We start from the raw sequence: 24,189 nt of genomic DNA, 5'->3' as shown, positions 1-24,189 counted from the left end.
GGCGGTACCAGGGCGGTGCCGGGGTGAAGGGCTGCGAAGTGTGGCGACCCGCAGGCATACATTAAGAACTGGTGCTGTTCTGCCAACTGATTATCTGGAAAAAACAGGCTTGTTTTTAGTGAGGACCTGGAACAAGTGGCTTGTGTTTCAGTGCACTGTAAACTGGTCACGCGCGCGACTCAGTTAGACGCTTATTCTGGTTGGGGGCAGGGGGGAGTCAAGTCGAAAATTTTCATCAGAACAAATTAACGGAAGGGAGATGATGAGTGAACAATGAGCATGAAAAAAGGCCACTTACCGGAAATGGTAAGCAGCCTTTTAGTGGAGGCGGCGGGAATTGAACCCGCGTCCTGTGAACCCTCAGCTAAAGCCTCTACGTGCATATTTTATCGTTTGAGTCTCGTTTCTTCGGGCACGACAAACAGAGCCTTTCGGAAACCAGTCCACCACGGATCTCGTATCAGACGGAGCGGACATTGATCTGATACCAGCCTAATTTTGTGACTAGCCTTCGGACTCCTCAGGCAGGGATTCCTAAGCCAGGGTTGCTTTTATTAAGCAGCCATTGAAAATTGCTTGTTTGCAATTAGATTTTGATCAGCTTTTTACGTGGCCAACTGATCAACCACGGCACGCCACCTTAACATACGGTGAACCAGTCGAATCCGATCGCCCCCCGTGTCTTCAGTAGTACATCTATCATACGCTAAAACGTCACAAAAAGATCAACTCTATTTGAGAAATCTTTCTGTTCCTGTCTTATTATTATCAGCAGGTTGTCTGGAGTCAATTTACTCTGTTTACGGAAATTCTGATCTCAGAACAATTTATCTGTCGAAGGGCCTTCATTTACTGTATTTCCCGATTCCAGAACCGAAAAAGAAAAACCGGCAAATATTCAAGATTCGACACCTGACAGCGAAGACCCGTTGGATGACAAATTACCGGTTACTTTTCTCAGGAGAGACCCATGGGAGACATTGATGTCACTGGTGTTACTGCTGTCGTTTGTCTGGTTGGATTACCTCTCGTTTCCGGGGTGACTGCGATCATCAGTCATTACTGGTCCAAAACGGTGTGTCATCAGGAAGATGTGAACCTCAAACACCATCTGCTGGCCGCGGGGATGTCCGCGGAAGAAATCGAGCGGGTTCTGAATGCCGGGAAGTCGAAGCAGAAAGGATCTTCTTCTGAAGCCTGGTCCGGTTTTGAGTAAGGTTCTCTATTTCCATTCTTTTCTCTTCATCAGGGAAATCTCTGTAAAATCAGTCTACATTCCTGGCTGTCATTCTCCTAAAATAGCTTGATGAATACATCAGGTCGCTGGCAGGAAACAGTGGCTGTTTTTTTATCTTAGTGCTAATCGGGAAGTTTATCTGTTATGGATTGTGTACTTCACCTGTCACAGGAACGACGTCTTCTGGTTACTTGTTGTGTGTTGCTCTCTCTGATCGGTGTGCCTGATGTGGGCAGGGCCGAATCGAAAGTAGCGGGTTCTCAATTTGTAGACATTCCAGAGCAGGGGCAGGTTCAGTTCGAGACGACTCAGAAAGAAGACAAAGTTCCTGCGCGGTTCCACCTGGAGCCACATGCCTTTCCGTTTACCTGTCAGTTTAAACGGATGAGTGGCCCGGTAAAGGTATATGATGTCACGTTTCCTTCTCCCGTGAAGACGGCTGTAAACGATAACAATACGGTGCACGGTCATTATTATCAGCCTGAAGGGCCGGGGCCGTTTCCAGCCTGTGTGTGTCTGCATATTCTGGGAGGGGGATTTGAGCTGTCAGAAATGTCCGCGAATTCTCTGGCACGTCAGGGGGTTGCGGCGCTCACCATCAAAATGCCTTATTACGCTGAGCGACGTGGTAGCGGTGCACAGAGTCGACGGCGGATGATTTCTTTTGTGCCCGAACACACGGCAGAGGGCATGACCCAGGCGGTGCTGGATATTCGTCGGGCGGCAGCCTGGCTGGCGAGCCGCCAGGAAGTGGATGCAGAACGACTGGGAGTTACTGGAATCAGTCTGGGAGGCATCATGTCAGCGTTGTCCGCCGAAGCAGAGCCTCGCTTCAAGAAAGTAGCCATTTACCTGGGGGGAGGAAATCTGGCGCTGGGGATCTGGGAAAATCCTCATCCCCACGCAAAGCTGTTTCGAAAGCAGTGGCTGAATAATGGGGGAACGTTTGAATCCTTTCTTGAAATCATGTCGCCCGTGGATCCGCATACGTATGGCCAATTGTTGCAGGACCGTGATGTGCTGATGGTGGCTGCGAAACATGATGAGATTCTCCCTCCCAAAAGTGCTGTGGCATTATGGGAATCAATGGGAAAGAAGCCGGAACTGGTCTGGCTGGATGCGGGGCATATCTCTGCGGCGATGTTCATCTTTGGAGAAACGCGCCGGCTAACGACGTTTTTCTCTGACTGGGATGTAAAGAAGCGGAGTGTCGATACGACAGGTTCTTAATTTCGCAGGACTTTTCGCAGCATGTGAATCGCGACGATCAGCAGACCTGCGTTACCCGCCCAGAGGGACCAGGTTGGTTCAATCTTTCCCTGTTTGGCCAGGTTAATTGCCAGCAATACGATGGGGTAGTAAAAGAGCAAAATTGGCAGGAACACCAGAAAAAAACTGGTGAGAAACTGTCGTCGTGCCTGGGCAATGGAAAAAGGACAGCCTACCAGTACAAAGAAAAAACAGCTGCAGCTTAAAGCGAATCGGCTGGAGAGGGCTGTCTTGAGCTTGTTCTGGCGTTTTTCCTGAAGCTGATCCTGTGGGAGGTCATTATTGACTTCAGGTGATTGAAAGCGTTCAAAATCTCCCAGCGCCAACAGCATGGCAACTTCGATATCGCGCTGGAATTCGAACTCGTTTTTTTTCTCACTGAGATCTACGAGCTCGGATTTGATGGATTTGACACTCATGTGCCTGGGTTTAGCCATGGTGGTCTGGCTGGGAAGCGGGAACGGAAAAGTATCCTTTTCGACAAAGAAACGAGGTTTTCCCGGGAAGTCAATATGCCCCTTGGAAATATGCAGGATGACCTGCTGATTGGTGAGGTCAAATTCCAGTGTTGCTTCTTCAGCCTGAAGATGGACTGGTTTCTTGTTGGGAGGCGAGTAGCGGAATGTGGGGACGAGTAGAGTTTTGTCGCGCACGCCCATGACGGTGATAGAAATTCCACTGGTCGGGTCATGGATCTGATTTTGTGAACGTAGTTTTTCCAGGAAGATGGTTTCGAGCTCGCAGGCGATGGTGTTCTCGATATTTTTTTCCGCCCAGGGAATAATCTGGTCGCTCAGAATCAGTGAACCCAGACTCAGAAAGCCTCCCAGAATAAAAGAAGGCCAGAGAAGTGAGAGGACATTGATCCCCGCAGCTTTTGCAGCCGTGATTTCCTGGTCACCGGCAATGCGTCCATAAACCACACATACCGTCAGTAACAGGGTTGCCGGTATAGTAAATGGCAGCATACTGGGGACGATGAACGGCAGGATTTTTAAAACCAGAATCACACCCAGACCCTGACTGGTTGCCTGTTGGAACGCGCCAACAAATACCAGCAGAACTGTCAAAACAGTAATCATGAGTGTAAAAACGCGCAATAATTCAAAGAGAACGTAGCGCTGTAACAATCGCATGGCAGGGTTAAATATATCTAGAACTAAAGAGAACGGATTAAAGGGGTTAGCTCAAATTTATCTGATTCTGATATGCCCAGTGAATCAGACTCGGTTCAGATAGACCCAAGCTCAGGAATCCACTCGAACTGTCCAGACGGGAGTAATCGAAATCACGGAAGGTGTATAAGGTAAGCACCCGGTTTGAGTCAATATCAGACAGTGGTTACGTGTTCTTGTGTTTATAGTCATGTGCTCTGGAAATTGAGTGTAATACCTTGTTTTGTATAAATCTCGTATCGGCATATCTGTCTTATTCAGTACATCCATTTCGCAGACCCCTATTACTTCGTATCTAAATTGGATAAATGAACCTTTTTTGTATCACGAGAAATCCCCCAGACTATTAATTGTAAACGTAGCAAGTTGGAACTGATGCTGTCTCCCGCCGGGATGAAGTTCTGAGACGCAAATCAAACAATTAAATAAAATGATTTTGGGACCCTGAGTAGAATTGGAGTACCTCAATATGTTGGATACCTTAGAAACTAGCCCTGTTCGATCGGCATTTTGTGACGACGATGATTTCCTGGAACTGATTGAAATGTTCGTCGATGGGATCGAGGAGAAAAAGCAGATTTTGAGCCAGGAAGTGAATCCTGAGCATCTAGATCAGATTAAAACGTTGGCGCATCAGCTGAAAGGTGCAGGAGCCGGCTATGGATTTGATGAACTTTCCCAGCTTGCTGCTAAACTGGAAGAGGCATGCAAATCGCAAGATCGGATCGAAATTGCACAGCAAAAAGAGCTGTTGTTGCATCACCTGAATCGTATTGTCGTCTGAATTCGGATTGAAAGCATAAACTATGCCGTCAGTCGATCGATCAGTTTTGACAGTGACACGATTCTAATAATGAGTGCTTTTGCGGTTTGAACTCCCGGACGTCCCATACCCTGCCGATCGAAAAGAGTCGAAGTTTTACGATGGCTTTTAAAGGCAGGCTGGACTGCATCTACATCGATACAGATCGATTTCCATTCACTCTTCAGATGAGCGGGCGCGGTCTCGGGGAATTGTTCCGAGAGTTCCTGGATTTTTTCAGAAAGATCCAGGAGTAGATGTCTCGTATCATAATCGGCTCTCTGGAACTGGGTGACGATCTGAGACAGTGCCTGTTGAAATTTTTCGATGGTCATCTTCGTAAATCTCTGGCTCTGAGTAATGGATTTGGGACCCGCCGGGTATGAGATTCGTTTGGGCTGAATTCCAGGATATATTCAGAGGATCAAGGTTTCAGCTGCTAAATTTCAGGGTTCTTATTGACCTGAGCTGTCAATTATTAGTAAAAATGATCTTCAAACGCTACTGCATGTCATGCTATTTGACTATTTTAAGCCAGCAGACCGGGGTGCGATCATGTGTTCTACGGTTGTTGACCTTCAATAGAAGCCACAAAACAAAAAAGTTGCATTTACAGGGAGTCATTCATGTCCAAGGTTAGCCAGGTCGCTGTCGGTTTATTGCTGATTACCGTCGGTTATGTATTAGGTGCTTCGCAAAGCTTTCAAAGCACCCGGTTGCACGCACAGCAGGCCTCCGGGACTCCCACTGAAGAGACCGAAGACAAGATCAAACGCGGGGTAAGGCAACTGGTCGAAGCACAGTCAGCTCTCGAACAGGAAAATTTCATGCGTCCTGCTACAAAAGGGTTGAATGCATTTGCAGTTTCCTGTGGGGGAGTGAACGCTCTGGATGATCTGGAAGCTGGTAATGGCGTGGACCCGGAAACTTTTGCCGGCCTGTATGCAGGAATGGCCAAACCGGATGTTGCTGCACAACTGGGGCGTGACGATCAGGGTAGAATTACCTACAAGAATAAGATAGTACGAATGTATCCGGTATCACGCTTGAAAAAAATGTTTGCGATTCGATTGAAATATCTGGGTGAAAATCAGGACGATACTACCAGCTTTTAATCTTATTGTAGTTCAGTTTGCAGAATCGCTAATGGTCTTTGCCAGTCTGCGTGGTGTCAGCGAGGGGAATGGCATTTCCGCCTGGGCGACACTTCGGTCCTGAGCTTCAGAAATCACAATGGCTTTCCAGCTAAGGCTTTCTGCCCCTGTTTTGCCGTCGAGGTTCGTTCGGGGGAGCAACACACGAAATTCTGTCTGCTGTTTTCCCTGCTGAATAAGTGAGTCCAGTTTCGTGATTTGCAGTCCGGATCTCTGTTTAATCTGAGCAGAAGTGATCGGCGTGGTGTCCAGTTTGTGAGGTTGTCGAGCGACTTGTGAAAGATAAGCCCCATTAAATTCCAGGCTGATCAATTCAACTTTTGAATTGATGGGGTGACAGCAACGCAGACGAACTTCAACGAATTCGGAAATTGATTCGGCCGGATATTCAGTAGAAATATAATGCGCCTGCAGGGAAACCTGCTGTGACGGCTGTTTTATTTTCAACAGCGTCAACTGCATTGATGGAAATCCCTGTACTTTAATCATCCGTGTTTCCGGTAGTGGACTATCTGATTTGAGTCGCAGAAAGCCGGAAGCTGTTGATGCAATTTCCAAACTAGTCTGATTTTGATGTGACAGATGCCAGTCGTGAATTGCAGGACCCGCCAGTATAAATCTACCACAGTAGATGAGCGGTTCAGGGATATTCGAGGTCGCTTGCAGTGTGTTGTAAGACAGAGACTGCCTGGCCAGATCCAGAGACCAGAATCGAAACAGTTCCGGAAATGGAGTGGAAGTTAACTGCTCAATCTTCTCAGTCCCAGTTAACTGGTGATGAGTAAAACGCTTTGCAAAACTTCTGTTCGATTCAAGCTGGTTACACCAGTTCAGAAACAGATTCACAGCCCCCCGGCATCCGTGGTTGCGCCAGAGTTGTGCACGGTAATAATCGGAGACGACCAGTGGATATGATTCAGGTGACCGGTAAAATTCACTAATCCGATAGTCTCGATTTGTATAACCCGGTTCCATCAGGTGGGCGATGCCTTCATTTAACCAGTCTTCTTCATCTGGAAGAGCATGGTCACGGGCAGTGCGGATACTGGAAACTGCTGCATGGGTCACTTCATGGCTCAGTAGGTCGAGTAACTGTTGTCCAGGTTTCAATGCGGAATTCAGGTAAAGCATATCGCAGTGATTGCTGAACGGTTCCGCTACATTATCTCGGAAGTCGCTGGGACGGACAAATCCATTGATGGTAGTTTTTCCCCCCTGAAGCTTACCCAGCCAGGGAGAGAGTAGAATGGTGAAACGACCGTTGCCATCGATATCGCGTACTGGACCACATTCTCTGTTGATCTTGTCCAGCACCTCATTCTCGAGTAGCGAGATCAGATCGCTGACCAGCCCACTCGCCAGTTCTTCGGGTTTTTGCTGTTCATCAAGATAAACCGCGACGCGGGGGCTCTGTTCAATCAGCCTCGCCTTGAGACGCGTGTATTGATTTCTGTCCGATAGATCTCCATCGGTTACAAATAAATGGAAGTACCGTATGGGCTCCTGGAGTTCTTTATCAGACGATGCTTCATTCACGGAATCAATAGTGCCTGATGAATGATGGTGTTTTGGAGTATTGAGAAAGCTGCAGGCACGGGTGCCGGAAACGAGATCCTGGGTATTCTCAAAATAGCAGTTTGTGGCAGGCTGTTCGTCTGATGTGACATCAGCAGTCAGGACGATAGTTTTCGTCTGTCTGGGGGAGCGATCCAGGTTGTTGACTATGAGCACGTACTCAGCGCCGGGAGAAAATGACAGCGGAAAATGCAGTTGATTTTCCAAGCCTGTAACACTGACAGGCTGCTTCCAGTCCACAGGCGGAGGGGGACGTCTGACAGGCTTAAAAGCTTTGACTTGTCTTACAGCACGGCGATTTCTTGGTGTAGCAGGCAAGAAATCGGATTTTGTGGAGAGAATTTCCCACGAAATCAACGAAGCGATTAACATGATCAGACACATTATTGTGTAAAACGGTCGAGAGAGCATACCTGGAATCAGTGTCTGGAATATGGTAGAGCCTGGCTGCGACACGTATCCGCGTGTTTACATCCGGTTCGAAAGGAGGTATTGAATCACGTGCAGAAACATGGTGTGGAACACAGTGGAAGATCGACAATTCTGCATTGGCATATTGAGCAGAATCAGCACAATCCACCCTCTCAAATATGAAAGTGGATGTGAGTTAATGTGGTAAATGTGAACAATTGAGTAGATCGAAGCTGTTTTATCAGCTCAAGTTGTCGAAATCGCTGATTTCGCTAAGTGGGCTTTGATCCATACTTTCCCCATAATCGGACTACAAATTACGCGGATACTTCAGTCCGTGCCGACAAACCCTTTTCAACTCGCATCAAATTTGGAGAATTAAGAGAAAATCGGGGGAATTTCCTTCAATGGTGTCCGAGACTGTATATACAATGCACAGTTGAGGAGAATGCGCAATTTGGCAATCGACCAAATTGGGTTAAGTTCAAGCATTCTTGCCTAAAGTTACTCGGGAGAGAGAAATCATGTCGCTATCCAGATTTGGAATTTCAATGTTTGTTGGGGCTGCATCGATGTTGATGTTGTGCTCGCCGCAAAGTTTTGCTGAACAGCAGGTTCCAGAAATCTCAAACATTGGCCAGATCCTCAGCTATGAGAATAGTGAAGGCGAACATTTTTACGCTCTGCAGTTCAAAGCAGATCGCTTGCCGACTCCCGCACATGCAGGTGAGCAGATTGCGATTCTGTTTGACACGTCTGCCAGTCAGGTAGGCGAGCATCGGACTCAGGCTCTGGACGTTCTCAGATCTCTGCTGAATGAACTCCCCAATGATTCCAGTGTTGCCGTTTACGCGGTCGATGTTCAATGTACCCCCTTTGTCAGTGAATTCGTGGCCCCTAAAAGCCGTCAGGCTCAACTGGCTATAGCATCGCTGGCTGCTCGTGCACCTCTTGGTGCTACGAATCTTTCGGCGGCATTGAAAACTGTCATGCAGGGGCTACAGAATCAGCAGGCACGTTCGATTGTTTACATTGGCGATGGAATGAGTTCTGCCAAACTGATCTCACTTCCCGAAATGGCAGCTTTGACAGGCAAGCTGGCCCAACAGCATATTCCCGTACATAGTTATGCAGTGGGTCCTAAAAAAGACCTGCAGCTACTGGGGACACTAGGCGTTTACACCGGTGGTATTGTTCTTTCTGATGAAGCAACAGGAAAACAGGATTTACCAGCCATTGTTGGGAAAGAACTCGTCAAAGCCATCCAGTCTCCCGTGTTTTATCCCGAATCAATTCGTATTTCAGACAAAGAATTCGAGTTAAATACAACTCGTGCCTTACCAGTCAGAACTGACCGTGAGACCATCTATCTCGCAAAAGGCGACGTCACAAACAAATTCACAGTAGAACTGAAAAGCAGAAATCTGGACGGCGTCTGGAAGTTTAGTGTACCTGTCGCTCAGGCAGTAAACAGCTTTCTGGCAGTCCCCTGGGTTAATCAGCAGCCAGGACAGGAACTCGGAGTTGCTTTTGCTGGCCAAAGGATGATGAATCAGGCTCGCACCAGCCATGAGCAGCATATGGCTCAACTTGAATTCGCCGGAACGAATGCCATTCGCAGTGGTAAGTTTGAACAGGCAGCAAAATATGGAAATCTATTGCAGCAACTGGATCCCGGTAATTCTCGAGCTGATTCACTGCTGAAACTGTCAGATCGTTTTCAAAAAGCACAACTGGCCCAGGCCGACACGAAACAACCAGCGGCGGACACTTCAGCTGAACCTGCCCCCAAAAGTGACCCGCAGCCACCGATTGATGACGCTATCAGCAAAGTAGAACAGCTGCGTCAAATCAAAGGTGCCCAGATGAAGATTGAAGTTCAGAACGCCATCGAGGAAGCCCGGCAGGAATCTGCTGAAAATCCTGAAGGAGCTTTGGGGGGGCTAAAACGAACTTTGAATTTCCTGAAATCAACCTCAGATATTGATATTGATTTGCGTCAGCAACTCGAAAGCCGCTTGACCAATATGATGGTTGATGTTCGTAGCCAGATGGAAGTTGCTGAAACAAGACGAATTCGTCAACAGCAGCAACTGGCTCAGTTGGAACAGCAGAAACGTCTGGTCGATCAGATCCTGCTGGAAGATGAAAAGCTGGAACAGTTGATCGACCGTGTGAGATCTCTGATTCAGGACGGTAAGCATGGCAACTTTGATGCCTATGAAGAAGCGGAAGCCGTTGCCCGTGTTGCCGTTGATATGGAACCAGGTAATGGACCTGCGACTGCAGCCCTATTTACTTCAGAAGCAGCAGGACAGTTGGCCAAAGTCTTCAAGATGCGTTCCTTACGTGCAGACCGATTTCTGGAAACTTTATATCAGGTGGAACTCTCCCACGTACCTTTCCCGGATGAGCCACCCATTCGCTGGCCATCAGCTCCGGTCTGGACTGCTTTGACCGAACGACGTAAGAAATGGTCTAATGTTGACCTGCATCGCAACAGTCCTGCAGAACAGCGAATTTTTGAAGAACTGCAAAAAGAGACAGAAGCAAACTTTCCTGACATTCCACTTTCTGAAGTAATGACTTACTTTGCTGAGTTGCATAATATTACCATCCTGATCAATTCCAACGATCTGGGTGAAGAAGGTTTGACTGTTGATGAACCGGTTAATGTAGCCCTCAGCGGTATCAAACTGAAAAGTGCTTTGAATATTATATTAAAGCCAATCGGTCTGACTTATCTGGTTGAAGATGAAGTGATGAAAATCACAACCAGTATCAAAGCTGAGGAAATCTTAAGTACGCGGGTTTATCCCGTGGCAGACTTGGTTATCTCAGTATCCACACAGCAGGCCTCTGTGGGATCGAGCCAGGGTGGTTTTGGTGGTCAGCAGGGTGGACAGCAGGGCGGCGGTGGAGGCGGCTTCGGCGGTGGTGGCCAGGGTGGCGGTGGCTTCGGCGGCGGCGGTGGCGGTGGTCAAGGTTTATTCAACGTGGCACCAGAAATGCTCCTGATGAATGGTTTACCACAGCAAAAAGCAAAACAACAGACTGTTCCCGAAGCAAAAGTAAAGGCTGAGCAACCGCAGTTAAAATCAATCAAAGATGCGGAAATGAAAGCGATCCTGGATAACATTCTGGGAGAGTCTGAAACTAAAGCATCTCAAGCTCAGTTTCAGGTCGAAGACAAAGCCTTTCGTTTTGATAACAGTACGATTGAACAACTCAAAAAAAAACCAGTGATCGTCAAGTAGACAGCAGACAGAAACCACCTGTTGTCACTGATCAACCTAAATTAACAGCACGGAGCCGTTCCCAGGGGAAAGGCTCCGTTTCTGTTAAAGATGAGTCGGAAAAAAAGAGCGAGTTTAAAGCTCCCTTACTTGCGAATGTGAAAGATCCCCAGGCATTCTGGAATGAATATTTTTCCAAGCGTAAGACTGCTCCTGATCTGGTGAATGATTTAATATTCAATCTGCATCAGTCCGGCAAACATGAGCATGTAATCGCTGCCATCAACGCCGCGTTAATACATGGCCAGTCACAGCCCTGGATGTATGACGTACTGGCATTATCAATGGAAATTGTCGGGCGGCCTCAACTGGAAATTCAGCGTGTCTTACTTTCGCGCATTGATTTCTCTGCCACCGATGTACCCAGCATGGTTTATTCGGCTGCGTATCTTTCCCGGTTTGAGGCAGATGAACAGGCACTGAAGCTCTATGAACAGGCCGCAAAACTGCAACCCTCCCGTCCCGAGCCTTATATCATGGGCTTACGTCTGGCGAAAAAACTCAAAGATGCTGAAGGGATTCTATGGGCTGCAACGGGAATCTTGACACATGTCTGGATCAAAGATCATCAGCAATGGCACGAAAAAGCATTAAATGCATTGGCTGACCTGGAACAGTCTTTTGATAAAGCGGGGCGAAAAGCGGAAGCAGATCGAGTCAGTTCAGCCAGAAGAGCCGCCCTGGAACGTGATTTGAAACTGGAACTCACCTGGAATGGAGATGGTGATCTGGATTTGATCGTGGAAGAGCCGAAAGGGACTGTCTGCTCGTTTGAATCTCCAATGACTGCCGGCGGTGGTGTTCTTCTTAATGACGGGTACGGGCCAAAGCAGGAAAACTGTCAGGAAGCATATCTCTGTGCGAGCGGGTTCCCGGGAAATTATACGGTCCGAGTCCGCTATGTCTCCGGAAATATTGTCGGGCAGAGAGCGAAGCTGAAAATTACTCGCTATGCAGGCTCGGAGCAACCAATGGTTGAAACGGTGATCGTCCCTCTGGCGAAAGAAGACCAGCTGATTCGCATCAATCTGGAAAAAGGCAGACGCGATAAGAAGTCCCAGATTCCGGCTGAGCCCCGGGAAACTCAGAAAACCAGTCGATTACGGAACCGCAATTTGATTCATCCGGCAGGACAACTTTCGAAGAACTCCCGAGAATCGCTTAACAGCTTCCGAGTTTCCAGGCAGACCGGGATTTCTACCGGACGACAGTCTCCCTTTGTAACGGGAGTGCAAAATACAGGAGGGATAGCCAATCAGCCCGTCATTACAGTCATCCCTGAGGGGATCAGTCTCACGGGGGCGGCTGTTGTTTCGCCGGATCGAAGGTATGTCAGGTTATCTTTGTCGCCTCAGTTCACAAATGTCACTGAAATCTTCACATTCAGTTTCATGAACCCTTGAGACTGTTTCCTTATTTCAGCGGACAAGCCCTGGTGTCACATCCAGATCGAGTGAAGCGATTCGCCCCTGATCCAGATGATGCCAGGCGATCGCAGCCATGGCTGCGTTGTCGGTACACAAATCAGGCGGAGCAATACTCAAGCGAAACCCAGCCTGTTTCGTCATTTTCTCCAGGCGCTCTCGTAATAAGGCATTAGCAGCGACTCCCCCACCCACGCACAGGGTGGAGTAACCAAACTGTGTTAACGCCTGCTGGCATTTGGCAACCAGAACATCAACGACGGTTGCCTGAAAGCTGGCAGCGAGATCAGCAATGCGTTCTTCGGTAAGGGGAGGTGGCTGTTTTTTTGCTCCCGGATTTCCCAACGCTTCATACAACACCGCAGTCTTCAGGCCACTGAAGCTGAAACGCAGTTCTGGATCTTTGATAAATGTTCGCGGAAACGGAAATGATTTGGGATTCCCATTAATCGCAGTTTTTTGAATGGCAGGACCTCCGGGATAAGTCAGGCCGAGAATCTTGGCGACTTTATCAAAAGCTTCTCCTGCAGCATCATCGATGGTCGCACCGAGCAGGTCAAACTTCAGAGTCTCCGAACAGTGATACAGGTTCGTGTGACCTCCACTGACGACCAGGCCGATTGCCGGGAACAACGGTTGTTCTTCCTGCATCTGACAGGCAAACAAATGGCCTTCAATGTGGTTGACTGCAATCAAAGGGATGTCGAGTGTAAGTGCCAGGGTTTTGGCAGCAGTCAGGCCGATCAGCAGGGAGCCAACCAGCCCCGGTTCCGTTGCGACAGCAACCGCGGTCAGTTGGTCTAGTGTAATGTCAGCCTGTTTTAAGGCGTCATCGATGACAGGTAGAATTCGTTCCAGATGTGCCCGCGAGGCAATTTCGGGAACGACACCCCCAAATTTTTCGTGCAGTTTGGTTTGGGATGAAACGACATTCGAAAGGATCTGCATCTCGCGCGTGATGACAGCAGCAGCGGTTTCGTCACACGAAGATTCAATAGCCAGGAGATATTCTTCAGATTGATTCATAGAGGGAAGTTACGATATTTCAAATAAAAAAGCGACCCTCGGGACCGGTCAGATTCCCGAAAGTCGCTTTCATGTGAGAACAGATTGAAGTCACTTTGTGGCAAGCTGCCTGTCAGTCAGAATGATGACTTGAATCTGGTTAGACATCTTGCACAGGAGAATTCATCAGGTTGTCTGAATTACCAGAGGAGCTTTGGCCGGTTGTGGGAGTGCCGCGGCTTTTTTGGCGGGTTTCGCATCTTTTTCAGCTGGCTTTTTTTCTGTTTTTTTAGCTTCTTCCTTGGCTGCTGGTTTGGCTTCCTCATTCAAAGCAGATTTGACATAATCTAATGCCAGATCAAGCTGTTTGTCTTTGAATTCGTTGTCCAGTTTGGCATTATGGTCCAGAATATCACGATTGCGGCGATATTCGCCAAACGCTTCCAGTTCTTCATCATTGAGTCTCAGACGATACTTGTCATCGGGTGTGACTCCCCAGACGTCTGTATCTTTCGCTCCTGGAAAACGGTGGATATTTTTACCACTGGGGCGGTGATAGCTGGCGGTAGTCAACTTGAGGGCACTGTCTCCCTCTTCCAGTTCGATCACATTTTGCACGCTGCCTTTCCCCCAGGTTCTTTCACCCACGATCACCGCCCGTTTGTGGTCCTGCAGGCAGGCCGAAACAATCTCGCTCGCAGAAGCAGAATAGCGGTTGACGAGTATCGCCATGGGGAATCCGTCATAAGTTCCTTCGGCGGTCGCCTCCCATTTGCGGTCACGACTATTTCGTCCCTGAGTGCTCACAATCTTACCGGATTTGATGAACATGTCCGAGATTTCTGTTGCTTGAGAAAGTAAACCGCCGGGGTTGAATCTCAAGTCCAGAATGAGAGCTCTCATCCCCTGTTTCTGCAGGTCTTCAATCGCGGCGTGTAATTCTTCTGCACTATGGCGGCTGAAGTGGGTCAGTCGGATATACCCGATTTTTTCTTTCTTATCGAGCATATAGTCCCAGGAATCATCAGATTTGTACGTGTCCCCCAAGACTGTAGCCACATGGATTAATTCACGCGTGACTGTTAAGGGAATCACTTCTTCGGTCCCCTTGTGAATGACTGACATGCTGACTGATTCACCCGCGCGACCTTTCAGGGTTTTGATTGCTTCGGAAAGAGTAAAACCTTTGGTTGATTTTCCCTCGATGGAGTCGATCACATCACCGGCCCGAATACCCGCTTTATACGCGGGAGTCCCTGGCAGAGGCGTCATGACTGTCAGTCGTCTGCCATTGTTTTCGTCGATATGAACCTGAATTCCGATGCCACCGAATTCCTGCTCGACAACCTGGTTAAACCGAGACAGATCCTTGGGGCTGATATAATTGGAATACTGGTCCAGTTCTTCTACCATTCCCCGGATTGCTGCTTCAACCAGAATACGACGGTCGATATCTTTCACATAGTTTCGTTCGATCTGTTCATAGGTGTCTGCGAACAGTTTCATCATCTGATAATAGTCCTCGTCTTTCTCTTTATCTTTCTCATCCGCATAACTGAGTTGTGGCACAGTCGAGAAGAGGATCAGGGTGAGGAGAGAGAACGATCTGATCAAGCGGAATTTTTGCATGGACGATTCCTTATGAGGTATACAGAACACAATTCAAACCGGTAGGAACGGAATGTTCGTCGGAGAGAAAATGTGTTTTGTCTGGTGTCGAAACTCGTGAGAGCTTCCTTTCCTTTTCTATAAGTGTAGGCGATCTGTAAAGCAGTGGCAAGATTTGCTCCCTAAACTGAGAGTTTAAAACCGGTTTCTTCTGGAAATCATTCTGAAATTGAATTCTCACGCCCGGCCGGATACATTGCACGGGCCTGATTTTGTATCCCTGTCAATTATATCAGGGCTAAGTAATCTGGGAATTCAGGACACCATGGTCAAAATTGGGCTTTCCACCGATTAAGTGATTGATATTTATACTTTAATACCGGGCAATACCTTCCATGCAGCCTGAAGTTCAAATTTTGACAGGTATAGCCGGTTCCGGTAAAACGGATCGCTTGCTGGGCGAGTATCGTCGTGCCTTGCAGGAGGGGCTGAAACGGCATGCCCCTGGGAAAACCCTCTGGATTTCTCCTACCGTCCGCTCACGCAGACAGGTACTGGATCAGTTACTTTGCCCGGAAATGCCCGTTTGTTTTGCACCTCATGTATTTACGTTTGAGGCCTTTGCCGAGACAATATTGCAGTCGCTGGATCAGCCCGTTCAGACGCTGCCTGAAATCTCTAAACGCTACCTGCTGAGAAGTATTGTAGATGACCTGATTGCCGCTGGCCAGATTCAGTATTTCAGTTCCATCGCGGGAACATCCGGGTTTCTGGATCTGATCTCGCATTTCATTTCCGAATTGAAGCGGGAAGAAATCTGGCCGGAACAGTTTTCCGAGGCATGTGCCCGCTTGAAAACAGAATTCCGGCAGAAGGATCAGGAACTGGCATTAATCTATGACCGCTATCAGGTCGCATTACACGAAATGCGACGTTATGACTCTGAGGGGCGTTTCTGGTCTGCCCGGACTGCTCTGCAGGATGGGATGTGGGGACCTTTCGGGCAGTTTGATCTGATCGTACTGGATGGTTTTGCTGATTTCACACATACGCAATATGAGATTCTGGAATTGCTGGCAGCCAGAACCAGCAGGCTACTCATTTCCCTTCCCCTGGAAAAGAAATTACAACGGCAGGATTTATTTGCTAAATCTGTGGTTGCTAAACAGGTTCTTGAAAGCAGATTGCCGGGGACGATCCGCTGCGTTACCTGCGAACGCGATGAACCTGCCTCTTCGCGGTCTCAAATTTGTGAGGCATTATTTGATAATCCACGCGAGATTAGTCTGTCTCAATCTGCCGACCAAATCAAGGTTCTGGCGGTCGCCGGTCAACGGAATGAACTGGAAGTACTGGCGGTTGAAGTCAAACAGTTACTACTTCAGGGAGTACAGCCAGAAGAGATTTCGCTGGTATTCCGATCGACTCTGGAATATGGTGACCTGATCCATGAAACCCTGTCGGCAGCCGGAATTCCGTACTTTCTGGGGCAGGAACAGGAGTTTTCCCGGTTTCCCGTGATCAGGGCGATCTTTGCCTTCCTGCAGATTGAACTGGATAACTGGTCGTTCGATAGTCTGATGTCTATTCTGGATTCGAATTACTTTTCACCCGACTGGCCTGAATACAAGTCGGGGACTGCCGTACGCAGCCTTTCCCGGATATTACGTCAACTGAAGATCGACTCCGGTAAAACCGATATTTTGAACGCCCTGGAAAAGGAATGCCGGAAAGCAAACGAGCTTTGTGCCCGTTATCCGGATCAGCCGAAACGACAAGTAATATTGCAGGAAGTGGAGTCTGCCTATCAGCTGGCGAAGCGGCTCTCCAGCGAAACTCAACGGTTGAGAGGCAAAGAGTTATTTGTCACCTGGATTGACATTCTGACCTCTCTGGCGACCGAGTTTGGCTTACCCAAAACCTGGGCAAACGGGGATGCCCGAACTGACGCACTCGATCAACGCGATCAACTGGTATGGGAACGGTTTCAGAAACTCCTGTTTCATGCTGTCTCTGAAGTGGATCAGATTGAACAGTTTCATCAGCGGGAAGCAGCTCCCCAGGATCTACTTACGTTTCGTGGTTTGCTGCTGGATTTGCTGGAACAGCAGACTCTCGCATTACAAACAGAAGAGGGGGGGCGGGTTCAGGTACTGGATGCTTCCCAGCTGAGAAATTTGAGTGTGCCTTATCTGCTGGTGGGGGGGCTCAGTGAAGCCAGTTTTCCCCGCAGCCACCGCGAGGATTGTCTATACAGTGAAAAAGACCGGGGGGAGTTGAATGAATATGGACTTGCACTGAAGCGTCACGCAAATCAACAGCAGGAAGAAATGCTGTTGTTTTATGAAGTGATGACGCGTTTCTCGAAGCAACTCATTCTGAGCTACCCTGCCATCAGTTCTACGGGGCAGCCATTATTTGCCAGTCCCTACCTGACGGCATTAATCGATCTGTTTGAACCGGGGGCACTTACGGTACAGCAGGTGGGGGAATTAAATCCACTGCCTCGTCGTGATCAGGCGATGTCAGCGCGCGATCTTCGCATTCTGGCGATTGATGAACTAAAACGGAATCAGCCAGGGCTGTTTCTGCAAATTATGAATGAACCCGGATTCCAGGCTACTGCTCGGAATATTCTGGGCGCGGCGGAAATGGCAGTCGCGCGGTTTGAGCAGGAAGGCTTTACCGAATATGAAGGGGTCATGGTCTCTGCTGCATCTCGACAGGCGATTCTTGAGCGTTTTCCGCAGGACTACGAATTCAGCACCACACAACTGGAGCTGTATCTGGCCTGTCCTTTTCAGTTTTTTACACAGAATGTCTTAGGGATTGAAGTCCCCGAACCACCTGAATTAAGAACTAATTTTCTGCAGCGGGGGATCCACGTCCACAGTATTCTGACTCGTTTGTATGAACGGCTCAGTTCAGAAGGTGACAGCGCGCAGCTGTATGCCGCAGATCAGGTTGAATCTCTGTTTCTCGAATTACTGGAAAAGCGAGTCTCGGATTCTGATGTCGAATCCAAATTGCAACAGGTGTTACTGTCGATTGAAAAACAGATTCTGGAAGACTGGGGTGGTTTGTTTGCCGAACAGTCAGAAACTTATGGCCAACTGTTTGAAGAATTATGGGATACGGTACCTGCAATTGTGGGCCGAGAAGTTCCTTTTGGAAAAGTACCGGGAGAACCAGACCCGTTACAAAAACAGTACCAGCATTTGACATTGGGAACCGGTTCGCTAGAGACTCGTGTTCGAGGACAGATTGACCGGATTGACGTGGGCACAGTCAATGGTCAGAAATATTTTAATATCATTGATTACAAGACGGGACGCAGTGTTCCTTCTTCTACGGAAATCAGATCAGGCAAGAAATTGCAGCTGGCCTTGTATCTGATTGCGGCTCGTCGACTGGGAATGATCGACGCCGATGCGGAACCCTTCCACCTGGGGTACTGGAAGATACAGGAGTTCGGCTTTGTCATGCCTTTGCATTCTGCGCGAAAGAAAATTGTGGAGCCCATCTCGGCAGAAGATCTGGAGACCCTGGAAGTGACTCTGGAAGGACTGGTTCCGCATCTGGCGGCATTAATTCGCAGCGGATTTTTTCCCGTGCAGGTGGATGAAAAAATCGCACATCTGGATCAGGCATTTCAATCGGTCTGTCGTGCTTCTCAGGTGGAGAGTTATCGAGACAGCCTGGGAAAACAGATTAATCTGCTGCAGTTTGCCGATTCAAAACCAGATTACTCAACTGAATAAACCCAAGCAACATAACGAGAGCGCATGTCAAAGCAACCCACTTACACCGATCAGCAGGCCGCAGCCATCAATACGCGTGATGTCTCTATTGCGTTGTCAGCAGGCGCAGGGTGTGGGAAGACATTTGTACTCACACAACGGTTTTTAAAATTGATTGAGCCGGGAGCCCCCCCTGATCGGCTCAGCCATATCGTTGCGATCACCTTTACAGAACGGGCCGCGCGGGAAATGCGGGACCGGATTCGGGAAACCTGCCTGGCTCAATTGAAGAATTGTCCACCGGCAGATGTGAATCACTGGCAGGCTGTCATTCGTGGACTGGATTCGGCACGCATCAGTACAATTCATTCTTTTTGTACTTCTATTCTGCGGAGTCACGCTGTCAGTGCCCGGCTCGATCCTCATTTTGGTTTGCTGGAGCAGGGAACCAGTGATACCTTTTTGCGGAAAGTCATTCATGAAGCTGTCCATGAGCTGTTGAAGCAGGAAAATGCAGACTGCATTCAACTGGTGTATCGATTTGGTCTGGAAAAAACCTATGAGCTGTTGATCGCTCTGGTTCCTCAGCAGTTTCGAATCGAGTTCGATGAATTCCGAACGCTGGCTCCGGAAACGCTGGCAGGGCGGATGCGTGACTACTGGGAACAGGATTATATTCCGATGCAACTTGCAGAGATCGCTAAGTCAGACGCGACGCTGCATTTATTAAGACTGATGAACTCACATGAGCCAACAAATCCGAAAATGCGCGAGCGGTTTCAGGTACTCAAGTCACGAATCCCCGAATTATTAAATGGTAGTCCCCGGTTGCGTGATGAATTACTGGCGACTTTGATGAATCATGCCAAAGTGCAGGGCGCCGGTACCAAAAAAGACTGGGATGATGTCACCGTTTATGAACAGATCCGTGATGGATTCAAAGACCTGCGTGATGTATTGAAACCGGTTTATGAAACGCTCTCTCCTGATCCTGCCAGCTTTCTGTTGGCTGCGGAATTCAGTCTGGTCGTGTTAAGAGTGGCCGAATATGCCGCGAAATGCTATCAGGACAGTAAAGCAGAAAAAGGACTGTTGGATTTTGATGACCTGTTGCTGCAGACGCGGGACCTGTTCCGCCGCGATTCCAATGCCCGACAAAGGTCTGCTGCAGGAATCCATTACCTGATGGTGGATGAGTTTCAGGATACTGATCCTGTACAGAGTGAAATTGTTCGTGCGTTGTGTGGGAATGAACTTTTAACCGGAAAACTGTTTCTGGTAGGAGATGCCAAGCAGTCAATTTACCGTTTCCGAAGAGCAGACCCGGAAGTATTTCATCAACTGAGACTGGAAATCCCTGAAAAGGGGCGGCTTCCGTTAAGTACCAATTTCCGGAGCCAACCCGCAATTTTAAATTTCACGAACTGCCTGTTTGCTTCAGCAATGGAGCACTATTACGAATCGCTCACGCCATTTGACCAGCAACAGCACTCACCCACACCGGGAATCGAATTCCTGTTTGCTTCTCCTGAGGACCCGGATATCAAGCTGGCCGATGCTATCCGTGAGACTGAAGCAGACTGGATAGCGGCTCGGATTCGTCAGTTACTGGAAGACGAAACTCCCCGCATCTGGTCTAAAAACCACCAGACCGGCGAACGCGAATTAAGGCGGGTCGAACCCGGTGATATCTGCATTCTGTTTCGATCCCTGTCGAGTGTCAGTCTGTATGAAAAAGCGTTACAGCAGCGTGATCTCGACTATTACCTGGTTGGGGGGCGTGCTTTTTATGCGCAACAGGAAATTTACGACCTGAGTAATCTGTGCCAGTACCTGGACAGCAGCGATGATGAATTAAGCCTGCTGGGACTATTGCGCTCGCCATTCTTCAGTCTGTCTGATGATACGATTTATGCCATCACGCGACATGCAGAAAGCCTGACGACAGCGATGCTGGTCCCCCCGCCAGATGATGTGCGTCCCGAACAGAAACGTCAGGTGCTTTATGCCCAGGCTGTTCTTCAGGAACTGCGAGCGAAAAAAGACCGGTTGTCTCTAGTGGAGTTATTGAATCTGTCCCTGGAGCGGACCGGCTATGATGCGGCTTTGCTCAATGAATTTCTGGGTGATCGTAAACTGGCAAACCTCCGGAAACTGATTGAACTGGCTCGCAACTTTGAAGCATCTGGCTTGTTTACTTTGAAAGATTTTGTGCAACGGATTCGGGATTCAATCTTGGAAGAAAGTAAGGAGGAGTTGGCGGCGACGTTACCTGAAACCAGCGATGTCATTCGCCTGATGACCATCCATCAATCCAAGGGACTGGAATTTCCGGTGGTGATCGTTGCTGATATGGATCGCCGATCACAGGGGGCATCAAAAGACCCTTTCCTGCATCCGCAATGGGGGGCGCTCCTGAACTTACCGGCAGAGCGGGGGGTGACACCGGAAAACTTCGCATTTAAAATGCATCGTGCGATTGAACAGAACGCCGACGAAGATGAAACCGTCAGACTGTTGTACGTTGCGGTAACTCGCGCGGCAGATTATCTGATTCTCTCTGCCGGATTGCCCTATGATCGCAGAGTGCAGTCGCCGTGGATGAAACTGCTGGCGCGGCACTTTGATCTCTCAACGGGTTTGCCGACTTTGGATCCTTATCTGGGCCACTTTACAATGGGAAATGTCCCCGCAGATCAGATTCCGGAAATTCGTGTCCATCTGACTCAGCCTCAAACTGAAACCAAACCAGCTAAGAAAATCAAAGAATTGAAACCCAGTCAGTTCTGGGCCGCACTTGAACAGGGAAGCCCTGGAGGTTACCCGGAAACGTGTCAAAGCTTTGCACCTCAAACAAACAGACGATCCCATTTCAGCGTTTCCCATCTGGAAGTGACTGATGCCTTGTTGCAGGAACTGCCTGAGCCTCGCTACCAGGTACTGGCGACAGGAGAATTGCTGAATGCTGATGAGGCCACCCAACTGGGGACATTGACACACTCTGTGATGGAACGACTGGATCCATTGAAGCCTGAACAGTCGGATCGGATTGTGGAACTTGTCCTGTTCGATCAACCTCAGCCGGATCGAGAAAAACTAAAACCTTTGATTCAGCAACAGATCTCTGCCTGGTATGAGTCAGAAGTCTGCAATGCGCTGAAAGCAGCACGCGTCTATTATCGGGAACTGGATTTTTTACTTCGCATGCCTGTGACAGTTGAGAAAGAGTCTGCTGTGACAGTGTCAGGAATGATTGATGCCGTTTATCAGACGGACGATCATCGCTGGGTAGTCCTCGATTACAAAACGGGCGCACGCCTGGCTCAATTAACGGACGAAGAGTTGATCTCAGAGTATGAATTTCAGTTGGGAGTTTATACACTGGCAGTCGAGCAACTCATTGGATGTCTGCCTGACTCCGTCGGACTGGCAATTGTTCATGATTCTGTTCGATTCGTGGAAATGAAGTTCGATACGGTACGACTTGCTCAGATTTCAGATCGGATTTCCCAGGCAGTTTCCCACATCAATCAATCTCTCGTGGTGACAGAAAGTTATTAAGCGGTTCCATGTCCAATGAGTCCCCTGCTGATCTTGATTGTTTTAAGCAGTTGTACCAACATTCCGAAATATTTGAGATCATCCGAGAACACTCGGGGTCTGAATTTCATCTGCAGAAACAGTTACGCAAGGACTACTCTGAAGATGCTGTGCGTGCCGCGTTGACTTTGTCGGAATTACGCAAGCGAGGCCGTGCCAAATTCTCCCGTGCAGACCAGATGTGGTTTGATCGAAAAAGTCTGGAGCAGGCAACATCGGAGCTGGTGTCACAGCATAAGGCGGGGCGATTCTCTGGGATGGTATACGATTTCTGCTGCGGAATGGGGGGGGATCTGATTGCGCTGGCAGAGCATGCGACTGTTACCGGTGTTGATATTTCAGCAGTTCTTTGCCAGTTCGCAAGTTGGAACAGTGAAGTTTATGGGGTGTCCGGTTCCGTCAGTCTGTTGAATCAACGACTGGAAGGAATACAGGATCGTCAGGGAAGACTGCATATTGATCCGGATCGGCGGCCTCATTCTGGCGGGAAAGTCATCCGTATCGAAGACTATCTGCCCGGACTGGAGACGCTTCAGGAATTAATATCTCAGTTTCAAGGCGGTGCCATCAAACTCAGCCCTGCCAGTAATTTCGCCGGTAAGTTTCCCGAAACCGAGGCCGAACTGATCAGCCTGAATGGGGAATGCAAAGAAGCGACCATCTGGTTTGGCGATCTGGCAGGCGAGCACGAATTTCGGGCGACTGCAATTACCAAAACCGGGCAGGTCGATAGTATTGCCGGTCACCCCATGGATGCCTTTGTTGAGATTACGGATCCAGATAATTATGTCTACGATCCTGATCCGGCGGTGGTCCGTTCTGGATTACTGGATGTCGCAGCCGCGCAGGCGGGACTAAATCGACTGGATCCCGAAGAAGAATACCTGACTTCCGTTGATGCCGTGGATTCGCCTTTCTTCAGACGCTTTCGAATTGTGGAAGAACTGCCTAACAATGACCGTGAAATCCGAAAGTACTTTCGTAACGCCAATTTTGGCCAGCTTGAAATTAAATGCCGGCGAATACCGGTTGGCATTGAAGCGCTCCGCCGTAAACTATCGCTGAAAGGGGATGAAGCTGGCGTGCTGATCATTGCCCGTCTGCAAGGCAAATCACGTGCGCTGGTTTGCGAACGGGAATAAACTTTCCCTCTGCTTTCAATAACATACATCTACAAAAAAAGCGGGATCCATCTCAGGACCCCGCTTTTGTATTGTGTTGGTTCAACAAAACAACTGGCCGTTTATTGTGCCTGTCGGAACTGGAACCGGTCGATTGGAATTAACTGTTGTGGTGCCGCAGGGGCATTGTTAAACACGAAGGAGAAGGCATAACAGATGACCATCCCCGAAGACATTTCGCCTACATACAAGCCACCTTCAGCAAACTGGGCCCGCCCCTGTGCTGGCAGATTGACGTCACCCGGAATGATCACATAATGTGGTTTGGCTGTCGGATCGACGCCAAAGTCAGCAGCGAGGTTACGGAAATAGGCATAAGTGAATTTGCCCGTCCGTGAGTTCAGGACGGCTCCCTGCAGACGACCGGTGAGGAAGTCGAGTACAAAAACACCTTCCGCGTTTCCACTCCGAGTCGGCACGGTTGTAATGGCAAAACGATCGCCATCACGGTCTGTGGCAACCGCATAAGCAGGCTCGTGTGGCCAGAAATAGGACAAACACATACCGCAGATTACACCGACGGTCAGCCACAAAAATCGGCTTTCTCCATTTTGATTTTTCACCACAAATGCCTCCCAGTGCTATATTTAATCAGAAATACGAGTAGATTGACTCACAGCCTGCCGCCTGTACCAGTATGAGTCATACAGACTTGATCAATTGATTATGAACGACCCGAATGGATCATGGCTGACAGACGTATTGTAACCAA

Annotated in this window: 16 protein-coding genes and 1 other RNA gene; 10 read left to right on the top strand and 7 right to left on the bottom strand. The window is 48.7% G+C overall.

The features are described 5' to 3' along the window. On the top strand, nt 1–187 hold a 187-nt coding region (locus tag ACN0YH_RS07410), incomplete at its 5' end, for a hypothetical protein (protein WP_417378923.1). Nucleotides 188–319: 132 nt separating this feature from the next. On the opposite strand, the gene ssrA is transcribed toward ACN0YH_RS07410, so the two are convergent. Then, nucleotides 320–677: a transfer-messenger RNA gene (gene ssrA, locus ACN0YH_RS07405) on the bottom strand. 293 nt (nt 678–970) lie between these two features. On the opposite strand from ssrA, the gene ACN0YH_RS07400 reads away from it, so the two are divergent. After that, nucleotides 971–1,216: a hypothetical protein gene (locus ACN0YH_RS07400; RefSeq protein WP_417378922.1), complete on the top strand. Its 246-nt coding sequence runs from the start codon at nt 971–973 to the stop codon at nt 1,214–1,216. A 165-nt stretch (nt 1,217–1,381) separates the two neighbouring features. After that, nucleotides 1,382–2,467: an alpha/beta hydrolase family protein gene (locus ACN0YH_RS07395; RefSeq protein WP_417378921.1), complete on the top strand. Its 1,086-nt coding sequence runs from the start codon at nt 1,382–1,384 to the stop codon at nt 2,465–2,467. Here ACN0YH_RS07395 and ACN0YH_RS07390 read toward each other — a convergent pair. After that, nucleotides 2,464–3,642 (bottom strand): LptF/LptG family permease, encoded by a 1,179-nt coding sequence (locus tag ACN0YH_RS07390; protein ID WP_417378920.1) that lies wholly within the window; start codon nt 3,640–3,642, stop codon nt 2,464–2,466. The genes ACN0YH_RS07395 and ACN0YH_RS07390 overlap by 4 nt on opposite strands. Nucleotides 3,643–4,150: 508 nt before the next feature. Between ACN0YH_RS07390 and ACN0YH_RS07385 the strand changes: the two genes are divergently transcribed. Beyond that, entirely contained in the window at nt 4,151–4,465 is a 315-nt protein-coding gene (locus ACN0YH_RS07385; protein WP_417378919.1) for an Hpt domain-containing protein, read from the top strand. A gap of 20 nt (nt 4,466–4,485) precedes the next feature. Here ACN0YH_RS07385 and ACN0YH_RS07380 read toward each other — a convergent pair whose 3' ends face one another. After that, entirely contained in the window at nt 4,486–4,818 is a 333-nt protein-coding gene (locus ACN0YH_RS07380; protein WP_417378918.1) for a hypothetical protein, read from the bottom strand. A gap of 291 nt (nt 4,819–5,109) precedes the next feature. Between ACN0YH_RS07380 and ACN0YH_RS07375 the strand changes: the two genes are divergently transcribed. Next, nucleotides 5,110–5,598: a hypothetical protein gene (locus tag ACN0YH_RS07375; RefSeq protein WP_417378917.1), complete on the top strand. Its 489-nt coding sequence runs from the start codon at nt 5,110–5,112 to the stop codon at nt 5,596–5,598. A 12-nt stretch (nt 5,599–5,610) separates the two neighbouring features. Here ACN0YH_RS07375 and ACN0YH_RS07370 read toward each other — a convergent pair whose 3' ends face one another. Continuing rightward, nucleotides 5,611–7,584 (bottom strand): hypothetical protein, encoded by a 1,974-nt coding sequence (locus tag ACN0YH_RS07370; RefSeq protein WP_417378916.1) that lies wholly within the window; start codon nt 7,582–7,584, stop codon nt 5,611–5,613. 563 nt (nt 7,585–8,147) lie between these two features. On the opposite strand from ACN0YH_RS07370, the gene ACN0YH_RS07365 reads away from it, so the two are divergent. Both ACN0YH_RS07365 and ACN0YH_RS07360 read left to right on the top strand, forming a co-directional pair. Then, a complete protein-coding gene (locus ACN0YH_RS07365) occupies nt 8,148–10,880 on the top strand; it encodes a hypothetical protein (RefSeq protein ID WP_417378915.1) in 2,733 nt (910 codons plus the stop codon). 137 nt (nt 10,881–11,017) lie between these two features. Beyond that, nucleotides 11,018–12,322, top strand: coding sequence for a hypothetical protein (locus ACN0YH_RS07360; RefSeq protein ID WP_417378914.1), 1,305 nt, complete (start codon nt 11,018–11,020; stop codon nt 12,320–12,322). 15 nt (nt 12,323–12,337) lie between these two features. On the opposite strand, the gene tsaD is transcribed toward ACN0YH_RS07360, so the two are convergent. Both tsaD and ACN0YH_RS07350 read right to left on the bottom strand, forming a co-directional pair. After that, a complete protein-coding gene (gene tsaD, locus ACN0YH_RS07355) occupies nt 12,338–13,369 on the bottom strand; it encodes a tRNA (adenosine(37)-N6)-threonylcarbamoyltransferase complex transferase subunit TsaD (RefSeq protein ID WP_417378913.1) in 1,032 nt (343 codons plus the stop codon). Between the two features lie 165 nt (nt 13,370–13,534). Further along, on the bottom strand, nt 13,535–14,977 hold the full coding sequence (locus ACN0YH_RS07350) for a S41 family peptidase (RefSeq protein ID WP_417378912.1): 1,443 nt from the start codon (nt 14,975–14,977) through the stop codon (nt 13,535–13,537). A 374-nt stretch (nt 14,978–15,351) separates the two neighbouring features. On the opposite strand from ACN0YH_RS07350, the gene ACN0YH_RS07345 reads away from it, so the two are divergent. Genes ACN0YH_RS07345 through ACN0YH_RS07335 form a run of 3 tightly spaced genes read left to right on the top strand, consistent with a single transcriptional unit; the run spans nt 15,352 to nt 23,438 of the window. Continuing rightward, entirely contained in the window at nt 15,352–18,717 is a 3,366-nt protein-coding gene (locus ACN0YH_RS07345) for a PD-(D/E)XK nuclease family protein (protein ID WP_417378911.1), read from the top strand. A 24-nt stretch (nt 18,718–18,741) separates the two neighbouring features. Then, nucleotides 18,742–22,257 (top strand): UvrD-helicase domain-containing protein, encoded by a 3,516-nt coding sequence (locus tag ACN0YH_RS07340; protein ID WP_417378910.1) that lies wholly within the window; start codon nt 18,742–18,744, stop codon nt 22,255–22,257. 8 nt (nt 22,258–22,265) lie between these two features. After that, the gene (locus tag ACN0YH_RS07335; RefSeq protein WP_417378909.1) at nt 22,266–23,438 is read left to right on the top strand and encodes a THUMP-like domain-containing protein; all 1,173 of its coding nucleotides are present in this window, start codon (nt 22,266–22,268) and stop codon (nt 23,436–23,438) included. Nucleotides 23,439–23,539: 101 nt separating this feature from the next. On the opposite strand, the gene ACN0YH_RS07330 is transcribed toward ACN0YH_RS07335, so the two are convergent. Then, nucleotides 23,540–24,040, bottom strand: a complete 501-nt coding sequence (locus ACN0YH_RS07330) for a hypothetical protein (protein ID WP_417378908.1) — start codon at nt 24,038–24,040, stop codon at nt 23,540–23,542. Nucleotides 24,041–24,189 lie beyond the last annotated feature (149 nt).

The sequence above is a fragment of the Gimesia sp. genome, from assembly GCF_048262075.1.
Classification (GTDB): Bacteria; Planctomycetota; Planctomycetia; order Planctomycetales; family Planctomycetaceae; genus Gimesia.
Note: the sequence above shows the minus strand (reverse complement) of the source record. Positions and strands in the feature narration are given on the sequence as shown.

Excerpts from the sequence above, each read along its gene's own strand:
- ACN0YH_RS07375 (WP_417378917.1), top strand. The coding sequence starts at position 5,110 with ATGTCCAAGGTTAGCCAGGTCGCTGTCGGTTTATTGCTGATTACCGTC.
- ACN0YH_RS07350 (WP_417378912.1), bottom strand. The coding sequence starts at position 14,977 with ATGCAAAAATTCCGCTTGATCAGATCGTTCTCTCTCCTCACCCTGATC.
- ACN0YH_RS07335 (WP_417378909.1), top strand. The coding sequence starts at position 22,266 with ATGTCCAATGAGTCCCCTGCTGATCTTGATTGTTTTAAGCAGTTGTAC.
- ACN0YH_RS07385 (WP_417378919.1), top strand. The coding sequence starts at position 4,151 with ATGTTGGATACCTTAGAAACTAGCCCTGTTCGATCGGCATTTTGTGAC.
- tsaD (WP_417378913.1), bottom strand. The coding sequence starts at position 13,369 with ATGAATCAATCTGAAGAATATCTCCTGGCTATTGAATCTTCGTGTGAC.
- ACN0YH_RS07365 (WP_417378915.1), top strand. The coding sequence starts at position 8,148 with ATGTCGCTATCCAGATTTGGAATTTCAATGTTTGTTGGGGCTGCATCG.
- ACN0YH_RS07345 (WP_417378911.1), top strand. The coding sequence starts at position 15,352 with ATGCAGCCTGAAGTTCAAATTTTGACAGGTATAGCCGGTTCCGGTAAA.
- ACN0YH_RS07400 (WP_417378922.1), top strand. The coding sequence starts at position 971 with ATGGGAGACATTGATGTCACTGGTGTTACTGCTGTCGTTTGTCTGGTT.
- ACN0YH_RS07390 (WP_417378920.1), bottom strand. The coding sequence starts at position 3,642 with ATGCGATTGTTACAGCGCTACGTTCTCTTTGAATTATTGCGCGTTTTT.
- ACN0YH_RS07340 (WP_417378910.1), top strand. The coding sequence starts at position 18,742 with ATGTCAAAGCAACCCACTTACACCGATCAGCAGGCCGCAGCCATCAAT.
- ACN0YH_RS07395 (WP_417378921.1), top strand. The coding sequence starts at position 1,382 with ATGGATTGTGTACTTCACCTGTCACAGGAACGACGTCTTCTGGTTACT.
- ACN0YH_RS07380 (WP_417378918.1), bottom strand. The coding sequence starts at position 4,818 with ATGACCATCGAAAAATTTCAACAGGCACTGTCTCAGATCGTCACCCAG.
- ACN0YH_RS07370 (WP_417378916.1), bottom strand. The coding sequence starts at position 7,584 with ATGTTAATCGCTTCGTTGATTTCGTGGGAAATTCTCTCCACAAAATCC.